This window comes from Bacillus cereus group sp. BfR-BA-01523 (assembly GCF_022662615.1).
GTDB classification, from domain to species: domain Bacteria; phylum Bacillota; class Bacilli; order Bacillales; family Bacillaceae_G; genus Bacillus_A; species Bacillus_A mycoides.
In genome coordinates this window covers 76,770-101,609 of sequence record NZ_JAKUDX010000007.1, presented here as the reverse complement: position 1 = coordinate 101,609, position 24,840 = coordinate 76,770, and the positions used below count along the sequence as shown (strand labels likewise).

Below are 24,840 nucleotides of genomic sequence, written 5' to 3'. Positions count from 1 at the left end.
CGTTTAAAATTGTTATGATCAAAATTACTCAAATACTTTTTCATATAAAATTAAATGATATCATATGCCCGAAATAAAGAGAAACCTTTATAATTTGTTTTATAAATAAAAAGAGACTGCCTATGGCAATCTCTTTTATTCATTAACGGAAAGAAGATACGTTGTTACCCATTGCTTCGTAGTAATCTAAAATACCTTGATAAATAGCTTCTGCTGCACGTTGTCTCCATTGTTCAGTAGCTAGTTTTTCACCTTCGCCTTTAGCATCGATGAAACCTAGTTCAGCTAAAATAGCAGGCATTGTATTGTATTTCACTACATAGAAGTCTTCTGTTTTTACACCTCTATCATTTGATTGAAGTGCTTGTACTAAACGTTTTTGTACTTTTTCTGCTAGTACACGGCTCTCTTCTGAATTTGGATTTGATGCTGATCTGTAGTAGAACGTTTCTGTTCCTTCTACTTGTTCATTAAACCCGTTTGCATGAACACTCACAAAAATATCACCTTTATTTTCTTGCGCAAATTCTATACGTTTTTTCAAAGATTCACCAGAGGTATTTCCTGGACGTGTATCATCATTACGTGTTAATAAAACAGTAAATGGTGTCTTTTGTTCAAATAGTTTTTGTACGCGTAAAGATGTATCTAATACGATAGCACTTTCATCCATTTTCACACCAGAATGCCCTGGATCAACCCCGCCATGCCCCGGATCAATAATAATCGCTTTTCCTTCTAAGAAGTTCCCTTGTTTCACTGGGTTCAATTGATTTTTATCAACCCATTGGAAACCACTAGTTGTACGAATGCGAATCCAGCTACCGCTTTCTTCAATAACAGTTACTTGTTGTGCTCCATATGTACCTAGTACTTTAGCAGTATGGGAAGCCCCTGCATATGTAGTGAATCCTTCCTTAATAGCTTCTGTTTTCTCTACTAAAGGTGTCCATTTATCACCGTTACTTGTTGCAATTTTGATCCATCCATCTCGCTCTTCTTTTACTTCAACCATTTGTGGATCATGCTGATTTTCACTAACCCCAGATGTTAATGATGGTCCGTGATATGTAATGAATTTTCTATCGATATATATTTTCTTTGTTTCTACTGGACGATTACTATTCTTTCCAAATTTATCTGTTTGAGCAGTAAGCTGAGCTGCCTGTTCACGCGTAATAGAATTATCTGGTTTCCAGCCGTCACCTGTACCTAAAGAAAGTTTTAATTCTACTAAAATATTTACTTCTTCTTTACCCCAATGATTTTCTAAATCAGCAAATTTTGTAGGCGCTGTTCCGGTTACTTGGCTTTTCAATTCATATGCCCTTACAAGCATAGCCGCCATTTCAGCACGAGTTACTTGTCCTTCAGGATCAAATACTCCCGGTCCTCGGCCTTTAATAATATCCTTTTTTTCAATCGCTGCAATATATTGAGCTGCCCAATGATTTTTTGAATCATTAAAAGATGGCTTCGCGTTTGGATCCACTTTAACGCCAATTGCTGTTGCGATAATCTTTGCCGCTTGAGCACGTGTTAAATTTCCTTGTGGCATAAAGTTACCATCTGGCATACCATTAATCACATTTCTCTCTACTAAATAATAAATCGCGTCTTTCGACCACGCATCGTCTGAAACATCAGGAAATTTCTTCGTTTCTGCTAAACTACTAATTGGATGTGCTAGTAAATTTGCTGCTAATATACCTGCGGCTATTGCTTTGTACTTCATGAAAAATAAATCTCCTCTCGAAACTTCATATTTATACAATTTCTCCCATTAAACTAACTATAAAGTATTAACTAATAATTAATCCTTTCATAGTTTATAACATTATATATCTATAGTAAATACGTTTTCCCTTCACATAACAAAAATCGTATATATATAACTGATAATGAATGTATATAAAAAAGCGATTAGTACATAGTACTCTAATCGCTTTTCCTAATGTATTATTTAAAATTTTCTTTAATATATATTCCCTTCCTCCAAAGAAAGCTTTACCTGATCGATCCTTTCTGCTTTTCCCGTCTCAAGATTTGTTTGGAAAGTCGAGAAATACCATATTCCTTCTCCATTATCATAATTCCTTATAAGGAACTTCCCTTTATCTAAAGCTTTAAAACGAGTTCCTGCAATACCTAGGTCACCTTCGCCAATTTTCACTTCGAGTACTTTTCCTTTATGAATATAAAAAACTTGCGCTAATGAAAAGCTGATTAAAAATAATATTTTCAATCAGCCCTCTCTATTTGCTATGAAATTATTCCTCAATTAAATTAGACATTACATATGCATACACTAATGCTTCTGTATACATAATGGAACTCTCATGCGTACGCTCAAATGCGTGAGAAGAATCAATACCAGCTCCAATTAATGCATGTTTCACATCAAATCCGGCGCGAATCGCAGCTGATGCGTCTGATCCGTAGTATGGATAAATATCCACTTTATATTCAATAGCGTTCGCTTTCGCCAGTTCAACTAAATGTTTACGTAAAGCGTAATGGTATGGACCGCTAGAGTCTTTCGCACAAATGGATACTGTATATTCATCAGATGTTTGTCCATCACCTAACGCTCCCATATCAACTGCTAAATATTCTACCGTTTCTTCTGGAATATTTGAGTTTCCACCGTATCCAATTTCTTCATTATTAGAAATTAAGAAATGTGTTGTATATGGCAATTTTACCTTTTCATCTTGCAATCTTTTAATCAATTTTAATAGAATTGCTACACTTACTTTATCGTCTAAATGGCGTGATTTTATGTATCCACTCTTCGTAATTTGAACGCGTGGATCAAATGAAACGAAGTCTCCTACTTCAATTCCTAACTCACGTACTTCATCTGCTGAAAAGACACGCTCATCAATACGCACTTCAATATTTTTCTCATCGCGCTTCGCTTCCCCTGCATCTTTGTACACATGGACAGAGGTTTGATGCATTAAAATTGTACCTGTATACGTCTTACCGCTTGACGTTTCAATTTCGCAATATTCCCCTTCTACAGAGTTCCAGCGAAATCCACCAATCATAGATAGTCGAAGACGACCGTCTGGCTTAATTTCTTTCACCATTGCGCCTAACGTATCAACATGTGCAGTTAATAAACGGTGCTGCTCATCATTCTTCCCTTTAACCGTTAAAATAAGAGCGCCTTTATTATTACGCTTCGTCTCTACATTCCACTCACTTACATAGTTTTCAATAAAATTAATAATTTTCGCAGTGTTTCCAGATGGACTTGGAATAGAGACAAGCTCTTTAATTAATTCCATCGTTTCTTTTGCATGATGTGCCATTGTCGTTTCCTCCTCATTCTCTCTACTATTTAGTATAGCGAAATTACGATAAAACCTCTACTCATATAGTTCAATTTTCTAAATTATAGTAAAATTTAGTTTAGTAAGTGAAAAGGAGATAACAAAAATGAATGTAACGAAAAAACATGTACATATTGCACTTATTTGGTTTTTATCATCATTACTATGTTTACAAGTTTCTTATGTCGTTCACACTACTACCTCAATTACAATTGGCTGGGCATTAACTATTATCTTCTTAATCATTAGCCTAATTGTAGGAAAAAAGCACAGCGCTACTGAGTAAGCTGTGCTTTTTCTATAAAACTACTCTTCCGAAACGTCCATCAAATAAATCCCTCTTGTAAATCCGCCGCGCTCTTCTTCTTTCTGTTTACGAATAAGCTCTACATCTTCCATTGTTGCACCTTCTGCACGCGCTAATGAAATAATAATTTCAAGTGCATCTGCAAGTGAATCTAGCGCATGTTCACGCTCTTTCATCGAAGCAAATTCACGAATTTCTTCCGTTCCAATTTTCGCTAAAGCTTGTATGTATGCTTGCCCTATTAATTTTTGTGCTGTATATGTTTTTCCAGACATTAAAATCTTCTCTGGAACACGATCTCTTACTAACTTGTTATATGCTGACATCATTCATCCTCCTATGTTTAATAACACCCGAGCTCTGCTTTATAGAAAAACCATTCCTTCTTCACACATGCACTAATCATATCAATTCCTGATCCATGTGCTCTTACATGCGGAAAGAAATAGTGCTCTGGTTCTTCTTTCTTATCGCCGTATAAGGTTTGGTACTCATCAGGAATCGCCTCTTTTTTCACATCCCGTTCTTTCTTCACTTCACCAGAGAAAGCAACAGTTGGATGTCCCTCAAAGAATAATGCAGTCCGTACCGCAAGAGATGGTGTACTATGCAAAGCATAATATGTAAGTAAAATCATAACGATAACACCGATAATTTTCTTCATTTATTACTCCTAAAAAAAGTGCTAACACAATTATACTAAAATGTGTTAGCACTTTCTTCCCTTTATCTCGAATTAACGGGCAGTCAGACTAATAATCCGCGGGGGATAAACACCCCCCCACGGATTAAAGTTTCACTTTATTCCCCTTTAAATGCTGGTAAACGTTTTTCTAGAAAAGCAGCAATACCTTCTTTATGGTCCGCTGTTTGTCTCATCGCATATTGACCACGCTTTTCAAGCTGAAGCGTTTGTTCTAAATTAGAACGATTTACTTCACATAAAATTTGTTTCGTTTGAATCATCGCCTTGATTGGTTGTTGTAACCATTCATTAATTTTTTGCTTCACAGCCGTTTGGAAATCCTCACCGATTACTTCGTCAATTAAACCGATATCTAGCGCTTCTGTCGCTGATAATTTCTTCCCTTCCCAAATGATTTTCTTCGTCATATTTTCACCGACGCGCTTTTGAAGGAAGAAATGGCCACCACCATCTGGAATTAAAGCGATTCCAATAAAATTCATCGCAATAACTGATGATATATCTGCCATTACATAATCAGCTGTTAATGCAATACTTAATCCAAGTCCAGCAGTTGGCCCGTGAATTGCACTAATAACAAGCTTTGGCATCGTATATAACGTCACAACGATTTCAGAAATTGTATTCATGATGCCTTCAAACTTACTTTCATCATTACTTGAAAGCATTGATTTAATATCTCCACCCGCAGAAAAACCACGGCCACTTCCGCATAACACAACAACGTGAACAGAGCTTTCCGCTACTTCTTTCAACTTTTGTAATAACTCTTTTAACGTTGGTTCATCTAATGCATTTAAAACCTCTGGGCGATTGACCATAACCGTTGCTACGCGCCCTTCATATTTCACAACAACAGATTCTGTTTTACTTGTTACTTCCATTATATATACCCCTCTTTTCAACATAAAGATTATACTTATATAATTATAGAAAGCATGTTAAAAATCCTTCTTTTTTCTTAATTTTCTGTCTAATTTTCTCGTAATTTGTATATATCTCCGTATAAAACATCCAATTTCGTTAAAAAATATAGAAATTAAAGTCGGTTTATCAATATTTTTCATCTATTTACCATTACAATGAAATGGTGTATTCTTAATTTTGATGCAAAAAAATAAATATTGAAATTCATTCACCTTATTATGTAAACAAGGCTTTTATCCCCATCTCTTGGGTATTGAACTAAAGGAATGAAGAAATGGAGGAATATATGGTTAATAAGTTGAAACAAACGGATAACTACTTCCCGCATTTCCTATTGCTATTCATTGTGTTTCAACCAATTTTAGATTTATTAACGTCTTTTTCAATCTATGTATTACACATGAGCGCAACAGTTGGAATCGTAGTCCGTTTCGCCTTTATGCTTCTTGCATTAGGTTATCTACTTCTTCATAGAGAACAACCTGGAGCGAAAAAGTACATTCTCTATTTATGCCTACTCGGGATCGTACTAGCAATTGGTCTTGCAAATAATATGATGATTAAATCTCCAGTTTCATTTGGCGAAGAAGTAAAATTTATTTTAAAGAGCATATATCCAATTGTGCTACTGTTTGGATATATCATCGTCTTTAAAGAGTTGAAAAATAAAGAATATACGTTGCATAAAATCATTACATATTTCTTATATGCAACTTTAATTTTAAGCATCACACTGATTGTTGCAATGCAAACTGGTACAGATTTCCCAAGCTACCCTCACTCAAAGATTGGCTCAAGAGGTTGGTTCTTTGCTGGAAATGATTTAAGTTCTATTTTTGCAATTATGTTCCCAATCGTAGTGCTCTATTCGATTCATAAAACAACTTCTTTTTCGAAAATCTATTACTGGATTCCAACAATACTTGCGATGTATGCAAGTATTATGGTCGGAACGAAAGTAGGATATGGTGCAATTGTTCTAACGCTTGGCGTGGCACTTTTATTCTCATTCATTGAATATATGGTGCATCGCAAAAAAGAAGGTAAAGGATTCACATATCTCGTAAATACAGTTGTTGCCGCTATTGTACTAGGAGGTTTAATTGTACTTACACCACATACTCCTATTGCAAAAAATATGGGCATCCACATGCAAATATACGAATACAAAAAATCAGTACAAGAAGAAAAGGATAGAAAAGAAGGAAAAGTAATTAAAGAAGAAAAACATGAGCAGGGTGAACTAACAGACTCTGAAATGAAAAGTTTAATTTACAGTGATCGCGATAAATTTTTAAAAGTATACAAACAATACTATAAAGACGCACCACTATCACAAAAACTATTCGGAATGGGCTATGCTGGTAACTATACTGATAAAATTAAGTTAATCGAAATGGATTTCCACGATCTATTCTTTGCATTCGGAATCGTCGGTTTTCTCTTTTATTTACTACCATTCCTTTACTTCGGCATCAAACTATTCATGTACGTCGTTACAAACTTCAAGAAAATATTAACTGTGAAATATATGCTATTAGCTAGCACCGTTGTACTATCAATCGGAATCGGCTTTATGTCCGGCCACGTATTAACAGCGCCGTCCGTTAGTATTTTCTTCGTCGTTATACTCGCTTACTTAATTGTTGATTTTGAAATTGAATAATAAAAAAGAAGGTGCTCAAAAAAGTCAGTTATTCTGGCTTTTTGAGCACCTTTTTTTAAAATGCATCTAAATAATCAGTTTTTCTCTTTTATATTTAATTAGTGTTTTACGTATTCTAAGTTTTCTTTTGCGATATACGCTTCATTTACAGCAGGATTATCAGAAATAATTTTAACCCACACTTGTCCATTTATCGTTTCTTCGCCTGTAACTGTTACAACTTTATTTGTAGTTAAGCGATAAAGTCGTTCATTTGATCTATGCGGATCCTTTTTCACTTCCACATCATTCTTCACACGAGCAAGTTTATACTTGTTGTATTCTTTTTTACCTAAATACGAATCAAAACGACTCATATGCCCCGCTACTTTTTTACCCCAATTCGCATCAGATGCATATTTCGCATTTAAACCAGCAGCTTTATCACCTGTATATGTTGCTGTATAACGCCAATGTCCTGGATTTAAATATCCTTCATTCATGTATACTTTTGCTGCATGTTCAATACAATCTTCTTTTGAATTAAATGCTTCCCCGTTACCATATGGACTATCGTCTGTTGCTTTTAAACCAAATAAATTATTTTTGTCTTTTGCAAGAGCGCTTGTTCCATAATAACTTTCATGAATTGCTAATGAATATAGGAATAATGCATTTACATTATACTTACTTTCTACTTCTTTAAATTTCTTTCCTAAACCGATTAGTGGAGAATCTGGTTTAACCGATTTTATGTAACTATCTAATTGTTCAGCTGTATAGTCTGTTTTAGAACGCAATGATAAATAATTGAAATATTGATAGAAAGTCTCATTTCCAAACGTCTTTCCATCTACACTATACATTTGCTGTCCTTGCTTCATGAAAGAAGGTGCCGCTCCATATCTAAATTCTGTATATCCAGGTGAACTTGTATTATATGTATAATATTTATGGTATAAATATCCATCTGATTTCACATAATAAGTTGAGTTCTTCATTTCATTTGTAGGAATTAAAGTGATTTCATTTTTCTTCACATAACCTGTTAAATCAGAAAGTTGAACTTTCACACGATCTTCGCCAACTTCTAGCACTTTAAATTCCGTTCCATACTGAACATAAGTATAAACTGTTTGTAAATCGTTACCATAAACATTAATTATATTTTGTCCTTCTACTCGCTTCGCACTTGCAAACCCATCTTTAATCCATAAGAATTCATTTTCATACTTCACTGCATTAATACCTTTATTTTGCGCAGCCGTAACCGCTTCTTTATACGTATTATAGCGCTCTACTTCTTGCTCTGTTCCGTTTTCTCTTACATTTATCACGACATATTTCTTAGTTTCTACAGGATTGCTATTTCCGTTTTTTTCAATTGTCTGAAGCATGCGATCCAACATAGCTGAAGCCATACCTCTTGTAGCTGATACATGTGGTCTAAATGTATTATCTTCTGGATACCCTTTAATAATTTGAGTAGCCACCATAACTTGTACATGCTCTTTATAGTTAATACTATCTTTATCAGTAAAGGTAAGCGGACTTACAGCTATTTTAATATTTTTATAGTCTAACGCTCTCTTTACCATTATCGACATTTCTTCACGTGTAATCACATCATTTGGTGAGAATGTCTCGTTAGTACGACCATTAATAATTTTCGCTCCATATGCTCTACTTACACCATCATATAAACCGTAAGTCTTCGGCACATCCTCGAAATTCGAATCAGCTTTCGGTAAATTTAAAGCCCTTGCTATGAATGTAGCAAACTCTGCTCTTGTTACTAGCTTATCAGGCGCATATACATTCTCACCATACCCCATTAAAACTCCTTTAGTAATAAGTGAACGCATATGCGTCTCAAACATATGTCCTGTAATATCATCATTTGCCGCATAACTTGAAATAGGAGTTAAAAGTAATGATCCCGTTAATGCCACTGCTGTTATACCTTTTGAAAAAGTCTTCAAGGTTATCCTCCTCGTAATCTACGAATTTATTATCACAAATTTGATTATATAATAATTGCAATCATTTTAGCATAATAAATAGAAATTAACATAAAACGTTTTTATAATTAGAATTTTCATTAAATTAAAAAACAAAATAAAAGACACTTTACTTTTTTAATAAAGTGTCTTTTTCCATATGATCAATGAGTTTCTTTGTTGCCTGTTTGCCTTGCAACCGAAGTTCATCTATTGTTAATTGTAACTCTTGCTGCACAGTTCCTTGTTGCATTAATTGCTTTTTTGCAAGTTCATATAAATACTCAGCACTCCATTCGCCATCCACACTTCCTATAACTGGCTGATTCACTTGACTTAAAAACGAATCAATTTTCGGATCGTACGAAATCCCGACCATTGGAGTTTTGGCTACTGCAGAAAAAACAAGTGCATGAAGACGCATACCAATTAGTAATGAACATTGTGATAAAATGAATATTTTCTCGTCGATATCCATTTTATATGGAAGCATATACGTCTCTTCTCCCATTAATTCTATTACTTCACGCGAAGCTTTTTGATCAAATGGCTCATGCATTGGAACAAATAAAATTTGGTATCCTTCTTGCTTTAATTTTTTTAATGCCATAGCTAATTTTTTTATATAATCTTCTTTTGCATGCCAATAACGTACACTAACCGCGATTACTTTTCCATGTATCGAATGCTTTTGCAACCAATCCGATTGTTTTGTTCGTTTCCATGTTAAAACAGGGTCTGGAACAATTTCAATATCGTTTTTTATACCAAGTCCTTTTAAATATAAAAACGAATCCTCATCTCGAACTGATACATAGGAAGCTTTTGACAAGTTCCATTTTACTAATAGACGATTATATCCTTTTGTAATTGGCCCTATTCCTTGTGAATAAATATAATACGGCTTTTTTAATAATCGAGCGAGTCCCATAATACCCGTATAATATAGAATACTCTTCGTACTTGTCTGATCTTGAAGAAGGCTCCCGCCACCGCTAATAACTCCATCACTGTTTTTAATCGCATGATAAACAGCTTTTATATTCCAGCGATCTACCGATTCTACACCATACATTTCCTTTGTATATTTAGAATCATTTGATAGTACTACTAGTTCTATATCCGGGTTCTCTTTACTTAACGATTCAATAATTGATTGTAGAATCGCCTCGTCTCCAACATTATAAAAACCATAATATCCTGATAAGACTAAACGCACCCTAAATCTCCTCCAAAACTGGGTACCAGTTTATCTCATTTAACATAAACTGGTACCCATTCCTTACCTAAACACTTGATACCCTACATAGTTTCCTCTTTATCAGCTCATATGAATTTTAATAAAAAATTAAATTTCTATATTTATCTTTTCAAAAATGGTATTTTTTTTATTGATATCCATTTTAATTTCAAAGCACATACACCATACAAAATGGTTGTAATACTTAATGCTATACCACTGAATAATAACGTCATAATTCTTGAAGATGTAACATCTATCACATTACACAGTTCATACAATCCTAGTCCCAAAATACATGCTATTCCTAGCACACCAAAAAAGCTTTTTAAATGAATAGAATAGGCAATGTAGCTTCGAATATACAAATAATTTACAATACAAATCAATACGTAAGTAATTAATGTACTATACGCCGCTCCATCTATGCCAAACTCCTGCACTAACATCATGTTTAACACGACTTTCACAAAACTCGCGCCAATAACAATCCATGCAGCTTGTGCAGAACGATTAATCCCCTGTAAAACACCTATTGATAATACCATAACCGCAGTAAAATACGAACTGCCAATCATAACTGTTAACATACTACTGCCTTTTACGTCTGTGAACAATCCGATATTTAACGGTACTGTTAATGCCATCAACCATATTGTTAACGGTGCTGTCAAAACATGCGCTAGTCGATTTGTATTTTGAATTGTTATTTTCGCCAAATTTATATCTCTTTTGGCCAATGCGGAAGTTAAGAGTGGTATTAACGGAAATACAATTGCACTTGCAAAAATAACAATTATTTGCGTGAATGCAAAACCGCGACTGTATATTCCAAATTGTTCTTGAATTTCTGTTGATGATCCTTGTAATACATGCGGTATTGTAAGCGAGTCTACTAAATTTAAAAGTGGCATTGATAAAGCTCCGATAGCGATTGGGATCGATATCCGCAATATCTTTTTGCCGTGTTCTCTTAAATCTCGGAGCGAATAGGAATTGCTTTTATTGTAGTATGGACTTCTATTATATTTTATACGCAAATATATAAGCGAACTAATGACTCCAAGAAAAGAGCCAACCATCGCACCACTAGTAATAACAGTATTACTCTTATCCCATGATACTAGTATGTAAGCAATTATTAGCATAAAAAACACACGTACAAATTGCTCAATGACTTGTGATACCCCTGTTGGTTTCATATCACCGAAACCTTGAAAATACCCTCTATAAACCGCCATGTATGGCGCAATGAGTAATGCTAATGAAGTAATAAGCAACGGCATTCTAGTTTCTTGTCCACCAAGCATATTTGCAATTTCAATAGAAAATAATACAATGACTAAACAGCCGAAAACGCCAAATGCTATCCCTATAATTGACGCTGATTTAAATAATTTCGCAATTTCCTTTTGCTTATTTTTTTCGTTCAACTCTGCAATTAATTTCGAAATTGCAAGCGGAACTCCGGCTACCGATAATGTAAGAGCAATCATATATACAGGAAAAACAAGGCGGAAAATACCGAGCACTTCATCTCCTGCAATATTTTGTAATGGAATTTGAAAAAAACTACCAAGCAATTTCGACAAAAAAGTTGTAATGGTTAAAATTGCTGCTCCTTTTACAAATGTTTTATTCATATTTTTTCTCTTTTCTTTTATACATATACTCTCAAACATATTGTTTTAAACGATAGGGATTCACTTTATCCCATTGATTATCATAACAAATTTATTATAGGTTGAATACTTGGTTTTTTTTTCAAAATAGAAAAGAGAACCAGTTCACGCCTATTTCTTCACAATTAATTTTCTAATTCTTTCCATTATATATGTACATATTATCACTGTTTCTGTTACTCAAAAAAGCTCTTCTTCTCTATCAATGCGATACATATTACTAAAAACATTATAAGAATATCCCACAACTCTACATTATAATGTATGTAAGATTGTGAGATATTCTAATTACCATCTAAACACTTAAGATTTTCAATTGCTCTTTCTGTTCATCGTTCGCCATTACTACGATTGTTTTTTCAATACTCGGATGTACTTGCTCAAGCTTTACACTTGCTCCTACTTTATTTGATTGCTCAACAAAATTTAATAATGCCATAGCTCCTGATACATCCATATAACGCACATCTTTCATACGTAAAACAACCGGTGACTTCACATCTTGTAAAGTAGAGAAAATACGATCTACTGATAGGAAAGAGAGCGGCCCTTGAATCGTGTACGTTTCTTCTCTTTCTTTTACGATAGAAGTTTTACGTTCTTTACACTTCACCATATATATGATGAACGAAAGAATAATACCGAATGCAACAGCAATCATTAAATCGAACTTCACCGTTACAATCATCGTTACGAGCATAACAACGACATCACCTTTAGGAGCGACATGCATCTTTTTCATGCTTTCCCAATCGAACATTCCAATACCAGTTAAAATTAAAATACCTGATAATACAGCAAGCGGAATGTATTGTACGACCGAACCAAGACCCATAATAAAAATAAATAATATAACACTATGCATACATGCCGAAAGTGCTGTTTTACCACCACTTCTTATATTCACGATAGACCTTACAGTCGCACCTGCACCTGCTAATCCGCCAAACAATCCGCTCATCATATTACCGATACCTTGTCCAATGAGCTCTTTATTACTTTTATGACGTGTACCTGTCACATTATCCATTACGACCGATGTTAACAACGAGTCAATCGATCCTAATAAAGCAATACTAAGCGCTGGTAAAATAAGTGTTGCTATTCCTGTTCCACTTAAAGATGGAATATGAAGCGTAGGCATCGCTTCTGGAATGGTTCCAATCTTTTCAATTACTTTGTTTAATGAAAGATTTCCGATAATCGGTAACTTTACTGTAAGTCCTTCGAGTAGAGAAGAAAATAAAGGAAGCAAAGCTGTCACACCGACTAGTGCTACTAAACTAGACGGAATCGCCTTAATCCATTTGCCAGAAACAATCATTACAATAATCGTTAACACAACAAGTAGAAAACTATTTTGTACGTGCTTTATTTCACCTAAAATAATGATTAATGCAATACCATTCATAAATCCTGAAACGACAGGATACGGAATATATCGAACGTAAGAACCGAGCTTACATACACCGAATAAAATTTGAAATAACCCTGCCATCATAAAGGCAATAAAACTTGCCTCTAAGCCGTGAGTTGCAATAACGCCCGTTGCAATTACTGTAATCGGCCCAGTAGGACCCGTTACTTGCCCCGGTGTACCGCCAAATAACGCCGCAAACAAACCTGCAAAAATTGCACCATACAATCCGACAAGTGCTCCCTCAGACGTTCCCGTTGCAGCAATACCAAATGCAATTGCTAGCGGCAAAGCAACAATCGCAACAGTAAACCCTGCTAAACATTCCTTTGCTATTTTTTGAAACATATAAATAACCACCTTCTTATAAAGTCCATGTTCCATTGTACATCTAAAACAAATCATTCGTTAGCGTATTTATAAAAAACTCTTTACAGTCTCGTGAAGTAAACGTCTACATTGATAAATAGCCTTCCCAAGTCAAACTAAAAAACAGCAATATGACGAATCTACCTTTGGAAACAAACTTGACTATGCTATAATGAACAAATTAAATCTTTTACTATATACTTGGAGGCACTATGCTAACTTTTGAAGAAAAATTATCAATTATTGAATCTTTCCCGGAATTAGAAAGAAAGAACGTATCATTAAAACGCGTAAACTTTCACTTTGAAGAAAGTCGTTTAGATAAAAAGAACGTTGTATATCATTTACACCCAAACGGAAACGGATTTGTATATGCATACTTCATTAAAGGTTATAAAACAGATGCTAAAGGTATGATTAACATCCGTGAGTTTTCAGAAGAAGAACTGCGTTCATTAATTGAAAAAGTAATTGAACGTCTATCACAGGAGCCAGAGGAAATTATAGCACCAATGGAACCTGCTGCAGAAGAAGAATGGAAGAACGAAGACGGTCATATCCTAACTCTTATTCAAGAGGATGACATGTGGAATGTTTACGCTGGCGTAAACTTAGACGGTACATTCAACTCTTATCCAGAAGCTGCGGAATACCTTGATGAAGAAGGTTTCTCACGCAAGTAATAAAAATGCCTTTCCGAATTTGGAAAGGCATTTTTTCATTATTTTTTCATACCTTTTAACGACTCTCTCAGCACAAATTTTTGCAACTTCCCACTCGCATTACGAGGCAGTTCATCCACAAATAAATAGTGACGTGGACGTTTATAGTCTGCTAATTCATCACTTTCTTTACAATATATTTCCAATTCTTCTTCTGTAATCGCTTCATCTTTCTTTACAACAACCGCAACGACACGCTCTCCCCATAGTTCATCGGGCTCACCAAGTACCGCAACATCTAATACACCAGGGTGACTATGAAGGAAATCTTCAATTTCGCGAGGATAAATATTTACGCCACCGCTAATTACCATATCATCAACGCGGTCTGCAACGAATAAATAACCGTCTTTATCGAAGTATCCTAAATCACCAGAATGATACCAGCCTTTATACATCGATTTTGCATTTGCTTCTTCTCTATTATGATAACCAGCCATCATAGTTGGACCGCGCAAAATAATTTCCCCTACTTCATAAGGAGGCAACGTATCATCTGGCTCTGCTGGTCCATCTTCGTTCGGTTTCACAATTCGAATTTCATGGCTAAAGCACGGTGTTCCTGCTGAACCAGCTTTCGTAATTTGATCCTCTTCTACGAGAAACGCAACAACTGGTCCCATTTCTGTCATTCCGTAAATTTGAACAAGATCAATATAAAGGCGCTCTTTACATTCCTTCACTAGCGCCGGTGCCATTGCAGCTCCGCCGTATACACCGATTTTCATTGAAGTTAAATCATACTTAGTTAGATCTTTTTGCAGTAACATATTCCACATCGTCGGTGCTGCAAAAAACGTCGTAATCTTCTCTTCTTGAATGGTATGTAATACTCTATCCGTATCAAAATGATGTAAAATAACATTCTTTCCGCCAACTTGAATGCGCGGTATGATTCCAGCATTTAACTCGCCGCAATGATATAAAGGTGCTACCACAAGCCCGGCGCTATCCCTATTATATTTTATGAAATACGTACAAATCATACTATGCTCAGCCATATCACGATGGCGATGTAGTACGCCTTTCGGATGACCCGTCGTTCCGCTCGTATAAAGCATAGAACAAAAATCCATTTCATCGACTACAATATCTACTTTTTCAGCTGATGCTTCATTTACTTTTTCATGGTAAGAACTAGCATAGGAAGGTGCATCGTCTTCCACGTACCAAAAAGACGAATTTAGAAAATCTCGTTCAATCATAGCAACTGTTGATTCGACTGCTTTTTCAAAGACAACTACTTTCGAGGCTGCATCTTGGAGGATATACGATAGTTCTTTTGCTTTTAAGCGGAAATTAATTGGATTGAAGATCGCGCCAATTTTCGCACAGGCTAAGTAAACGTTTACAAATTCACGGCAGTTATATAGGTAAACAGATACACAATCTCCCTTTCTTACTCCTTCTTTCAATAGAGCTTGCGCCGTTTTATTTATTTGCTCATCCCACTGTTTATATGTCCAACGAATATTTTTTTCTGGTTCTACTAACGCCTCTTTATTCGGATATTTGCCAACTGTCAAATCAAAAATTCTCCCTATCGTCATGTACATGCCAACAATTTCCCCCTTTTCTCTTTCATAAATCTATCATTTCGTCTATAAGTAGACATTGTCCTCTAATAATCTGACTAATTTTTCTGATTATTATCGACATAGTTTTACAAATGGACCGTTTGATGGTAAATGAAATTATATCGGCGATTTTTTGAATATATCGAACGCAACTCATTTTATATCAGCTATTTTTCGAATATATCGACTTACCGACAAAAACTGACAATATAAAAAGAGGCTGTTCCAAACCGGAACAACCCCCTTCTTCTTACACGAATAGCTCTTCTAAAATTTTCAGTTTATCTTCTGTATATTTCACGAAGCCATCGTTATATGATTTCGGATCTTTCGGATTCGCAAAGTGTGTAATTGCTCCTGTTTGTGGGTGAACAAATTTACTTGATGCCCCGCAACCAAGTCCGATAATCGATTGTACTTCTTCCATAATAACAATATTGTAGATACTTTCTTGCGTCGGTATTGCATACCCAACGTTTTCTAAGTTACCTAAAATATTTTTTTGACGATATAAATAGTATGGTACGTAATTATGGTTCTTCGTCCACTCTTCCGCCTCATGCATCATCGCAGTAATTTCTTCGCGACCTGCTACTTTATATTTACGTTTGTTTTGCGTCATTTCAGAAGCACGTTTAAATGATAACGTATGAACTGTTAACGATTCTGGCATTAACTTTTCTGTTTCATCTAACGTATGCTTAAAGATGTCTAATCCTTCACCAGGAAGACCAATAATTAAATCCATATTAATATTGTTCATTCCCATTTCACGTGCTAAATGATACTTCTCAATCGTTTCTTCTACAGTGTGATGACGTCCAATTGCTTTTAGTGTTTCTTGGTGGTATGACTGCGGATTAATACTAATACGGTCAATATTCCATTTATTTAACACTTCTAGCTTTGCTGGTGTGATCGTATCTGGGCGACCTGCCTCAACTGTTACTTCACGTACATCTTTCACATCAGGGAAAGCTTGGTACATTTCTTCATACAACATATCCATTTCTTCTGCTGTAATACTCGTCGGTGTACCGCCGCCGTAATAAATCGTCGTAACTGTAACACCTTTTTCTTTTAAAAACTTACCAATTTCACGAACTTCATAATGTAATCCGCCTAAGAACGAATCAACTGATCCTTGGCGTCCGTTAATTGCATAAGCCGGGAACGTACAGTACGCACATTTTGTAGGACAAAACGGAATACCGATATAAATACTTACTTCTTCTTTCAAACGGTATAAATCCGGAACAACCGCTAATTGGCAATCAACAATACGCTGAAGAAGTTCAATTTTCTCTTCATGAATTAAATAACTTTCACGAAGTTCTTTATGCGCTTCTTCTTTTGACATACCATTTTGAAGCAGTTTGTGAAGAAGTTTCGTTGGGCGTACCCCAGTTAATATTCCCCAGCTCTGTTCAAGTCCAGTTAGCTGTTGAAGTACAGAAAGATATACGTAAGAAACAACATGTTTCACTTGCTTCATACGTTCTTTTTCTTCTGTGAAAGCAGATAAATCTTTTGCGAATGTTTCTTCATATACATTTCCGGTTGCAACATCTGTTAAACGAGCCGATGCTGTCACATTACCTTCCATCTGTATATCAACGATAAGATTTGCTTCTTCTTTCTCAAACCCTATCGTGCTCTCTTCAAAAAATAAACCGCCAATATTTTGTAGCGGACGTAAAAAACGATCATCTTGTAACGTTTTAATTGAAATTAACAACATTATCACCTTTTCATTTGCAAACTCTCTTTAGTTTACTTGAAGGGCGTTTGAAGGTCAATACAGAAGGTTTTACCTGTTTCTCTTACATTTTTTCAAATAATTCTTTTTATGAATATCGCTCATGTATATAGACATCATGATTTTCTCTTGTTAAAATTTATTAGTACAAAAATCCATACATATCGAAAATACAATACATAAAGGAGGAATGTTAACACTAGATTCCATAATCTAATGTGTTAAAAAAAATATGAAAAAGAAATTTTATAGTGTTTTAACTCTCTCTCTTGCATTACAAACTGTTCTTGCACCTACTTATTCATTTGCAGAGAGTGCTGAAAAATCCGCCGAAGTATATACGGAGGATCAAGTTTTTAAAAGTATCAAAGAGCATGTGAAAGAGCATAGTACTCATGAAGAAGATATCGAGGTTACTGGCCAATTCCTACTATACACATCAAAAAAACATTCATTATATACCGCGAATGATTTAAAAAACAAATCGAATATCGAGATTACAGAACAAGTCGTAACGGCGACAAAGAAAAAAGGGAATGCATACTACATAACAACTCCAGCTGGCGCTGGGTGGATAAATAACAATGATAATAGCTTAGAAGTTCAAGAGATTCATAAACTATCTAATCAAAAATTAATTGTGAAAGAAGAAGCTTCCATACATTCATTACCATTCCAAACGTTTAAAGAAGAGGGTAAACTACAGCCTCAAGTAATTATTCCTACTGAACAAGCAGGAAATTGGTTTAAAGTCCAAATAAATGAAACATCAAAATGGATTTATGCACCTTCTGCTACATTTGAAGGTACAAAAGCTTCATTATTAAAAAACGGTCGTTCTGCTAAAAGTAGTTTATTGAGAGCTCCAGCTACTCTACAAACAAACAATATTTATGGCGTTACATTTAAAGAAATGATTGTCCCAAAAGGAAATGACGATATTCGCCCTGGCTACGCGATGGTCCCTAAATATATTACGATTCACGAAACGGCTAATCCAGCGAAAGGTGCCAATGCTCTAAATCACGCAAAATTCTTAGATAGTCAAGCACGCGGAACAGCTGATCGCGCCGCATCTTGGCATTTCACAGTAGATGATAAAGAAATTTATCAACATCTTCCAGTAAATGAAGTTGGATGGCATGCTGGAAATAAAACTGGAAACTATGAATCTATCGGAATTGAAATTGCCGTTAATCAAGATGGAAACTATGAAAAAGCGGTAGAGAATGCCCGTAAATTAGCAGCTTATTTAATGAACGAATTAAATATTTCTCTAGATAAGGTCCAAAAACACCAATTTTGGTCAGGAAAAAATTGCCCTGCGTATATGATTCAACGCGGACAATGGGATGCTTTCTTAAAAGGAACTGAAACATACTATAAGGAAAACCGAAAAGATCCAGTAACTGATGACATTACAGGTGGATGGTATGAACAAGACATTCGTCAATTAGCAGCTAGAGGCATTATGCAAGGAGAAGGGAACGGCAAGTACTTCCCAGAACGTCTTGTAACGCGTGCTGAATTTGCTACATTAATTACTCGTGCTTTACAATTACCAAGTGGAAATGCTAATTTCACAGACTTAGAACAAGTACATCCATCTTTAAGAGACGGTATTAATCGTGCAGCAAGCGCAGGCATAATCCGCGGACGTGGTGATAATACCTTTGATCCAAATACTACAATTACACGCGAAGAAGCTGTTATTATGATTGATCGTTCTCTAAAACACGCTGGTATTTTCGCAAAACCAGTTGAACTACCATTCGTAGACCAAAACTTAATTTACGCTAAAGAAGAAGTACAAAGAGTGTATGGATATGGAATTGTAAAAGGTAACGAATTTAATCAATTCGTACCAAAAGGACCATCACAACGTGCTCACGCAGCTGCATTTATAAACAGAATGCTTAACGTGATTGAAGCTTAAAAACATTTATAACTAAATATAGATGTTTTTACTTTAATCCTTCTGTATTAACCTAAAAGGCAAAAGAGATAATATTATCTCTTTTGCCTTTTATACATCTATTAACTATTTTTAGTCATAAATCTTAAACGTATTCCTAATAACACCAGAATTACACCTATAAATGGAAGGTAATCCGTATTATGCCCTGTAGCTGGAAGTTTTTGATTATTAGAACCGCCTTGTTCTTTTTCTGGTAAGTTAGGCTTTTCTACTTCTTCACCTGGCTTTTCTGTCTCTCCACCTGGTGTTTCTGTCTCTCCACCTGGTTTCTCTGGACCTTTTCCTGTTTCTTTTTCATTGGTAATTTGAAGCTTTATAACTTCTACTTTCTCATTAGAAATCGTAAATTCAATTCCCTTATCAGATAAATTATATCCTTCTGGAGCCTGGACTTCTTTTAAAACGTAATCTCCTGGTTCCAGTTTCTTCGAAGTTGCTTTACCATTTTTATCTGATGTTAATGTGTCTATTTTTATTCCATCTTTCAGAATTTCAAACACTGCACCTTCTAATTTTTTATCTGTATCATTAGCATCTATCTTTGTAATTTCTACTTGACCTGTGATTTTTTCTTTCACTTTTTCATTCAATACTTCTTGTTTTGCTACTTCATTTGCTACAACACTTACTTTTACTGTAACTTCTACCGCTTTGTAGCCTTCTGGTGCTTTCGTTTCTTCTAACGTGTACTTACCTGGCACTAAGTTTTCGAATGTCACAACACCATCTTTATTCGTTGTTTTCGCTGCTCCAACTACTTGACCAGTTTCGTTTTTCAGTCTGAATTCTGCGCCTTCTAGAACTTTTCCACTCTCTGCATCCTTTTTGATTACTTGTAAGCTTCCTAGTTCTTTCGCATTTTCTACTTGTACTTGTACTACTTTGTTTGCTTCCACAACGACTTCAATTTCTTCTTTTAGTAATTTATATCCTTTTGGTGCTTTCGTTTCTTTTAACGTGTATTTTCCTGGTTCTAATTTCTTAGAGATTACTTTACCTGTTTTATCTGTTCGTAACATCTCTACTTTCTTACCATCTTTATACACTTCAAATTCTGCGTCTGATAAAAGCTTCGTTTTATCGTTTGCATCTACTTTTACGATTTCAAATTGACCAAGGCTCTTACTATTCGTTACTTTTACATCAACAACTTTTTCACCGTCGACTGTTACATGAATTACTTGTTTTGTTAACTCATAACCTTCTGGTGCTTTTGTTTCTTCTAACGTATACTCACCCGGTACTAGTCCTTCTACTTTAACCGTTCCAGACTTATCTGTTGTAATTTTTTCTTTTACAACATTTCCTTTAGCATCTTTCAATGTAAATACTGCGCCTGCTAAACGTTCCGCTTGATCTTTATCATCTGTTTTAATAATTTGTAGAGAGCCCAAGAGCTTTTCATTTTCTGCCTCTACTTTTACTACTTCTTTCTCATTTTGAATTGTTACTTTCCATTCTTTATTTGAAATCTTGTAACCTGCTGGTGCTTTCGTTTCTTTCACTGTGTATTCACCTAATGGTAATTTCGGTGACATCGCTTTTCCACTCTCATCAGTTTTCAACTCTGCTACCTTTTTACCATCCTTATACACAGTAAATTCTGCATCTGATAATAGCTTTGTTTTATCTTTCGCATCTACTTTCACAATTTCAAATTGACCTGTTACTTTTTCGTTCGCAACTTCTTGTTTTACTACTTCATTCGCTACAACATTTACTTCCACTTTTAATTCTACCGCTTTGTAGCCTTCCGGCGCTTTCGTTTCTTCTAACGTGTACTTTCCTGGCACTAAGTTTTCGAATGTCACAACACCATCTTTATTCGTTGTTTTCGCTTCTCCAACTACTTGACCAGTTTCGTTTTTTAGTCTGAATTCCGCGCCTTCTAAAACTTTTCCACTCTCTGCATCCTTTTTGATTACTTGTAAGCTTCCTAGTTCTTTCGCATTTTCTACTTGTACTTGTACTACTTTGTTTGCTTCCACAACGACTTCAATTTCTTCTTTTAACAACTTATATCCTTGTGGTGCTTTCGTTTCTTTTAATGTATATTTTCCTGGTTCTAATTTCTTAGAGATTACTTTACCTGTTTTATCTGTTCGTAATGTATCTATTTTTTTACCATCTTTATACACTTCAAACTCTGCGTCCGATAGTAGCTTAGTTTTATCATTCGCATCTACTTTTACGATTTCAAATTGACCTGTTACTTTTTCAACGATCTTTTTATTCAACACATCTACAGTAACTACTTTATTAGCCTCTACATCAACACGAACTGAGCTAGATGATATCTCATAACCTTTTGGTGCTTCAACTTCTTTTAATGTATATGTTCCAACTGGAAGTTGTTTTGATAAAGCTGCACCTTTACCATCTGTAATAATTGTTTCAACAACATTTCCATCTTTATCTATAACATCAAATTTTGCACCTGGTAGAAGTTGACCAGATTCACTATCTTTTTTCAATAATTTAAATTGGCCATTCTCTACTTTTTTCGTATTCTTCATAACAATTTCAATTACGTTTGTACTATCAATTGTTACTTTTACTGGTGTATCAACTTTTATATATCCTTCTGGTGCACTTATTTCTTTTACAAAATAATCACCAAGTGGTAAATCCTTGACTTCAGCAATACCCTTTTCATTCGTTGTAACAGTAGCCACAACAGTATTATCTTTGTCTATAACATCAAACTTTGCGTCTTTTAAAACAATATTTTCATCATTTGCATCAACTTTTTTAATTTGTAAGTTTCCTTTTTCAACTACTGGCTTATTCCACTTTGGCCAATTAAATTTAAAGTTATGAACCTCAAATCCATCTCTTTGGTGTAATCCTCCAACATAGGCTTGTCCGTTAATAGAACCACCTTTTGTCTCTACAACAGCATTAGGCGCAAACAAACTACCTACTACACCATAACCTTTAGTTGTTATCTTTGTAGCATTAGGGAACACCCAAATGACTTTATTAGCTAACTCAGTAAAAGCTGAATTAGGGTCATATGCTTGAGATGTATTAATTAAGTCTGTTGCCATCCCAGTATTTCTCGTATCGTACAAAATTGCACCGCTACCAAAATTCACTTCTTCTGCGTCTGAATAAATAACAATAAAGTCTTTGTTATTTACATTCGGAAGATAAACATCTCTTACATCAAATATTTTCTTTCCTGTTAAGCCTGAAGAAACGTAAATATTAGGGTTGTTTACATCTTCACCGATTCCAAAGCTCATATTAAGTTTTGGCTTATCAGTTTGCAATTGACCCGCATCCCCAATTACACCATCAACGTCTTTTCTAAATTCTTTGAACTTGGCATCAATCTCTGCTTGCTCTTTATAAGAGATACGGTCATAAGATGATTTCATTGCACCTTCTGGGTCACCATCTTTTGTCATCGCCACTGTTCCATCTTGGATGATTACTTGTCCTGCTCCCGCTTTCGTAAATTGACCACCTAGTAATAATGATGGATATCCTTCATCTTTCCATGTTGCTCCAGCTAAGTTGTTTGCTCCAGTTGCAGCCGCTAGGACTGTATAACTTGATGCGTTCATATTTTTTTGAACAGCCATCGCACCCTCAATATCCGCACTCGTTGCACTATGATCTCCAAAAATGATGGCGTTGTAATAAGATACATCACCTAAACCTTTTAATTCTGTTGTAGCTGCCTCTGCTTTAAATGGTAAATGGATTAAAAAATTCATACATATTAGTAATACAACTATAAAACTACTACTTATTTTTTTTACTTTTTGATTAAATGATTTCCTCAAGAAATTCATTCCCCCTTTTAAACTTCCTAAACCCACAAAAGAAGTACATTTCATATGTACCAAGTCTTACTCACATTAATTTAAAATAATCCATTTAAATAAAACAAAGAAACTCTACAACTAATTAATAAAATTACTACAATTCATTTTTGAGATAATACGTGAACTAAACTATCACGCGGAAATGTTTTTACGTACGGGAGCTCAATAAAATTAATCTGAAGAATATTTCATGTGGTGTAAATATTTCGGCAACATCATCCACTCTACAACAGTTTCCTAGAGTATTCAAGTGAATTGTATAGATTCCAGACACAATTCATCCCCTGAAAAGCTTTCATTCCCTATTGGAATATTGATTTAAACTTTTCAAATAAAGTCGACAAAAAAACGTAGCGAAAATGCTACGTTTCTTTTTTCATCGTTTCGGTGTATGCTTATGATTCTTTAAAAAAGGAAGCGGGAATTGCTTACGAAAATGCTCTTTAATCATATACTCTACGCCGTTCTCAGTATTAGAACGTGTAATCCAGTCTGCGGCTTTCTTTAATTCTACAGGAGCGTTCCCCATCGCTACCCCAAGCCCAGCATTTTCAATTACCTCTAAGTCTTCTACGCTATCTCCAATCGCAACCATTTCACTAAGGTTAATATTTAAATGCTCCCCAAGTAATTGTAAACCACGTAGTTTTGATACATTTTGAGGGAGAATTTCTATACGTCTCTCATCACACTCAACGTACTCCACATCTTGAAATGCCTTTCTTAACGTATTCATCCCTCTTTCTTTTTCACCTTTCGTATGGAAAACAATATCAATTTTTGGTGCAGCTACTGGATGATCGCGCAGTGCATCCCCTAGCGAATCTACAAATTGAACCGGATAAAATAATGGATCTGCGCTTGATAATACAGTACGCGCAATTAAGTTTGGTGTATTTCTCTCACGATTCCCAATTGAATATCGTTCATGAGAAATGCGAACATTACAATCAAAATGCTCTAACACTTGCACGATATTAAAGGTTTTCTCTTCAGATAATCTCCTTTGAGCGAACGGCTTATCTAACGTTGCTGAAACGAAAGCACCACCATGTGTAACTAATATAGAATCTAATTTTAACGCCTTCGCTATTTTATGAGCAGATTGAAAATTACGATTCGTAAACAATGTAACGTATACATCTTTTCTTTTCACAAAGTCAATTGTCTCCCGTAACCCTTTTGCGATTTTTCCGTTGTTGTATAGTAGTGTCCCATCTATATTAAGAGCTAGTAAGCGATAAATCATGTCGCACTCCCCCTCTTCGCTGTTGTACTCTATCCATAATTTATGAAATAAATGTAGTAAATAGAACGAGTTAGAATTACTACTG

The 24,840-nt window shown here is 35.1% G+C and carries 17 protein-coding genes and 1 pseudogene; 4 read left to right on the top strand and 14 right to left on the bottom strand.

Annotation, left to right across the window (positions count from 1 at the left end; all coding sequences use genetic code 11):
* Nucleotides 1-142: 142 nt before the first annotated feature.
* The 3 genes and pseudogenes from MR066_RS18535 to MR066_RS18525 form a co-directional block, all read right to left on the bottom strand.
* Nucleotides 143-1,735: an N-acetylmuramoyl-L-alanine amidase gene (locus MR066_RS18535; protein ID WP_242248119.1), complete on the bottom strand. Its 1,593-nt coding sequence runs from the start codon at nt 1,733-1,735 to the stop codon at nt 143-145.
* Nucleotides 1,736-1,959: 224 nt separating this feature from the next.
* Nucleotides 1,960-2,212, bottom strand: a pseudogene (locus MR066_RS18530) (hypothetical protein); the annotation flags it as partial.
* A gap of 58 nt (nt 2,213-2,270) precedes the next feature.
* Entirely contained in the window at nt 2,271-3,320 is a 1,050-nt protein-coding gene (locus MR066_RS18525) for a M42 family metallopeptidase (RefSeq protein ID WP_242248116.1), read from the bottom strand.
* A 127-nt stretch (nt 3,321-3,447) separates the two neighbouring features.
* Here MR066_RS18525 and MR066_RS18520 point away from each other — a divergent pair, with 127 nt between their 5' ends.
* A complete protein-coding gene (locus MR066_RS18520; protein WP_012260403.1) occupies nt 3,448-3,627 on the top strand; it encodes a hypothetical protein in 180 nt (59 codons plus the stop codon).
* Between the two features lie 20 nt (nt 3,628-3,647).
* On the opposite strand, the gene MR066_RS18515 is transcribed toward MR066_RS18520, so the two are convergent.
* The 3 genes from MR066_RS18515 to MR066_RS18505 form a co-directional block, all read right to left on the bottom strand.
* On the bottom strand, nt 3,648-3,974 hold the full coding sequence (locus tag MR066_RS18515; RefSeq protein WP_242248114.1) for a nucleoside triphosphate pyrophosphohydrolase: 327 nt from the start codon (nt 3,972-3,974) through the stop codon (nt 3,648-3,650).
* A 17-nt stretch (nt 3,975-3,991) separates the two neighbouring features.
* Entirely contained in the window at nt 3,992-4,312 is a 321-nt protein-coding gene (locus tag MR066_RS18510) for a hypothetical protein (protein WP_002087328.1), read from the bottom strand.
* 137 nt (nt 4,313-4,449) lie between these two features.
* A complete protein-coding gene (locus MR066_RS18505) occupies nt 4,450-5,238 on the bottom strand; it encodes an enoyl-CoA hydratase (RefSeq protein WP_002087329.1) in 789 nt (262 codons plus the stop codon).
* Between the two features lie 329 nt (nt 5,239-5,567).
* On the opposite strand from MR066_RS18505, the gene MR066_RS18500 reads away from it, so the two are divergent.
* Complete coding sequence (locus tag MR066_RS18500) at nt 5,568-6,947, top strand: O-antigen ligase family protein (RefSeq protein ID WP_242248112.1); 1,380 nt, start codon at nt 5,568-5,570, stop codon at nt 6,945-6,947.
* 98 nt (nt 6,948-7,045) lie between these two features.
* On the opposite strand, the gene MR066_RS18495 is transcribed toward MR066_RS18500, so the two are convergent.
* From MR066_RS18495 to MR066_RS18480, 4 genes are all read right to left on the bottom strand, one after another.
* Nucleotides 7,046-8,908 (bottom strand): S-layer homology domain-containing protein, encoded by a 1,863-nt coding sequence (locus tag MR066_RS18495; protein WP_242248110.1) that lies wholly within the window; start codon nt 8,906-8,908, stop codon nt 7,046-7,048.
* Between the two features lie 148 nt (nt 8,909-9,056).
* Entirely contained in the window at nt 9,057-10,145 is a 1,089-nt protein-coding gene (csaB, locus tag MR066_RS18490) for a polysaccharide pyruvyl transferase CsaB (protein ID WP_002087333.1), read from the bottom strand.
* 143 nt (nt 10,146-10,288) lie between these two features.
* Nucleotides 10,289-11,809: a putative polysaccharide biosynthesis protein gene (locus tag MR066_RS18485; protein WP_242248108.1), complete on the bottom strand. Its 1,521-nt coding sequence runs from the start codon at nt 11,807-11,809 to the stop codon at nt 10,289-10,291.
* Between the two features lie 334 nt (nt 11,810-12,143).
* On the bottom strand, nt 12,144-13,613 hold the full coding sequence (locus MR066_RS18480) for a SulP family inorganic anion transporter (protein WP_012260397.1): 1,470 nt from the start codon (nt 13,611-13,613) through the stop codon (nt 12,144-12,146).
* 233 nt (nt 13,614-13,846) lie between these two features.
* Between MR066_RS18480 and MR066_RS18475 the strand changes: the two genes are divergently transcribed.
* The gene (locus MR066_RS18475; protein ID WP_002087340.1) at nt 13,847-14,317 is read left to right on the top strand and encodes a hypothetical protein; all 471 of its coding nucleotides are present in this window, start codon (nt 13,847-13,849) and stop codon (nt 14,315-14,317) included.
* Between the two features lie 38 nt (nt 14,318-14,355).
* On the opposite strand, the gene MR066_RS18470 is transcribed toward MR066_RS18475, so the two are convergent.
* Nucleotides 14,356-15,912: a fatty acid--CoA ligase gene (locus MR066_RS18470; RefSeq protein ID WP_242248106.1), complete on the bottom strand. Its 1,557-nt coding sequence runs from the start codon at nt 15,910-15,912 to the stop codon at nt 14,356-14,358.
* 271 nt (nt 15,913-16,183) lie between these two features.
* A complete protein-coding gene (locus MR066_RS18465) occupies nt 16,184-17,674 on the bottom strand; it encodes a coproporphyrinogen III oxidase (protein WP_242248104.1) in 1,491 nt (496 codons plus the stop codon).
* Between the two features lie 250 nt (nt 17,675-17,924).
* Here MR066_RS18465 and MR066_RS18460 point away from each other — a divergent pair, with 250 nt between their 5' ends.
* Entirely contained in the window at nt 17,925-19,628 is a 1,704-nt protein-coding gene (locus tag MR066_RS18460; protein WP_012260394.1) for an S-layer homology domain-containing protein, read from the top strand.
* Nucleotides 19,629-19,729: 101 nt separating this feature from the next.
* Here MR066_RS18460 and MR066_RS18455 read toward each other — a convergent pair whose 3' ends face one another.
* Both MR066_RS18455 and MR066_RS18450 read right to left on the bottom strand, forming a co-directional pair.
* Nucleotides 19,730-23,464 carry an MSCRAMM family protein gene (locus MR066_RS18455; protein WP_242248103.1) on the bottom strand — a complete coding sequence of 1,245 codons (3,735 nt, stop codon included), beginning with the start codon at nt 23,462-23,464 and terminating at the stop codon, nt 19,730-19,732.
* Between the two features lie 418 nt (nt 23,465-23,882).
* Nucleotides 23,883-24,755, bottom strand: a complete 873-nt coding sequence (locus MR066_RS18450; RefSeq protein ID WP_242248102.1) for a Cof-type HAD-IIB family hydrolase — start codon at nt 24,753-24,755, stop codon at nt 23,883-23,885.
* Nucleotides 24,756-24,840: the final 85 nt, after the last annotated feature.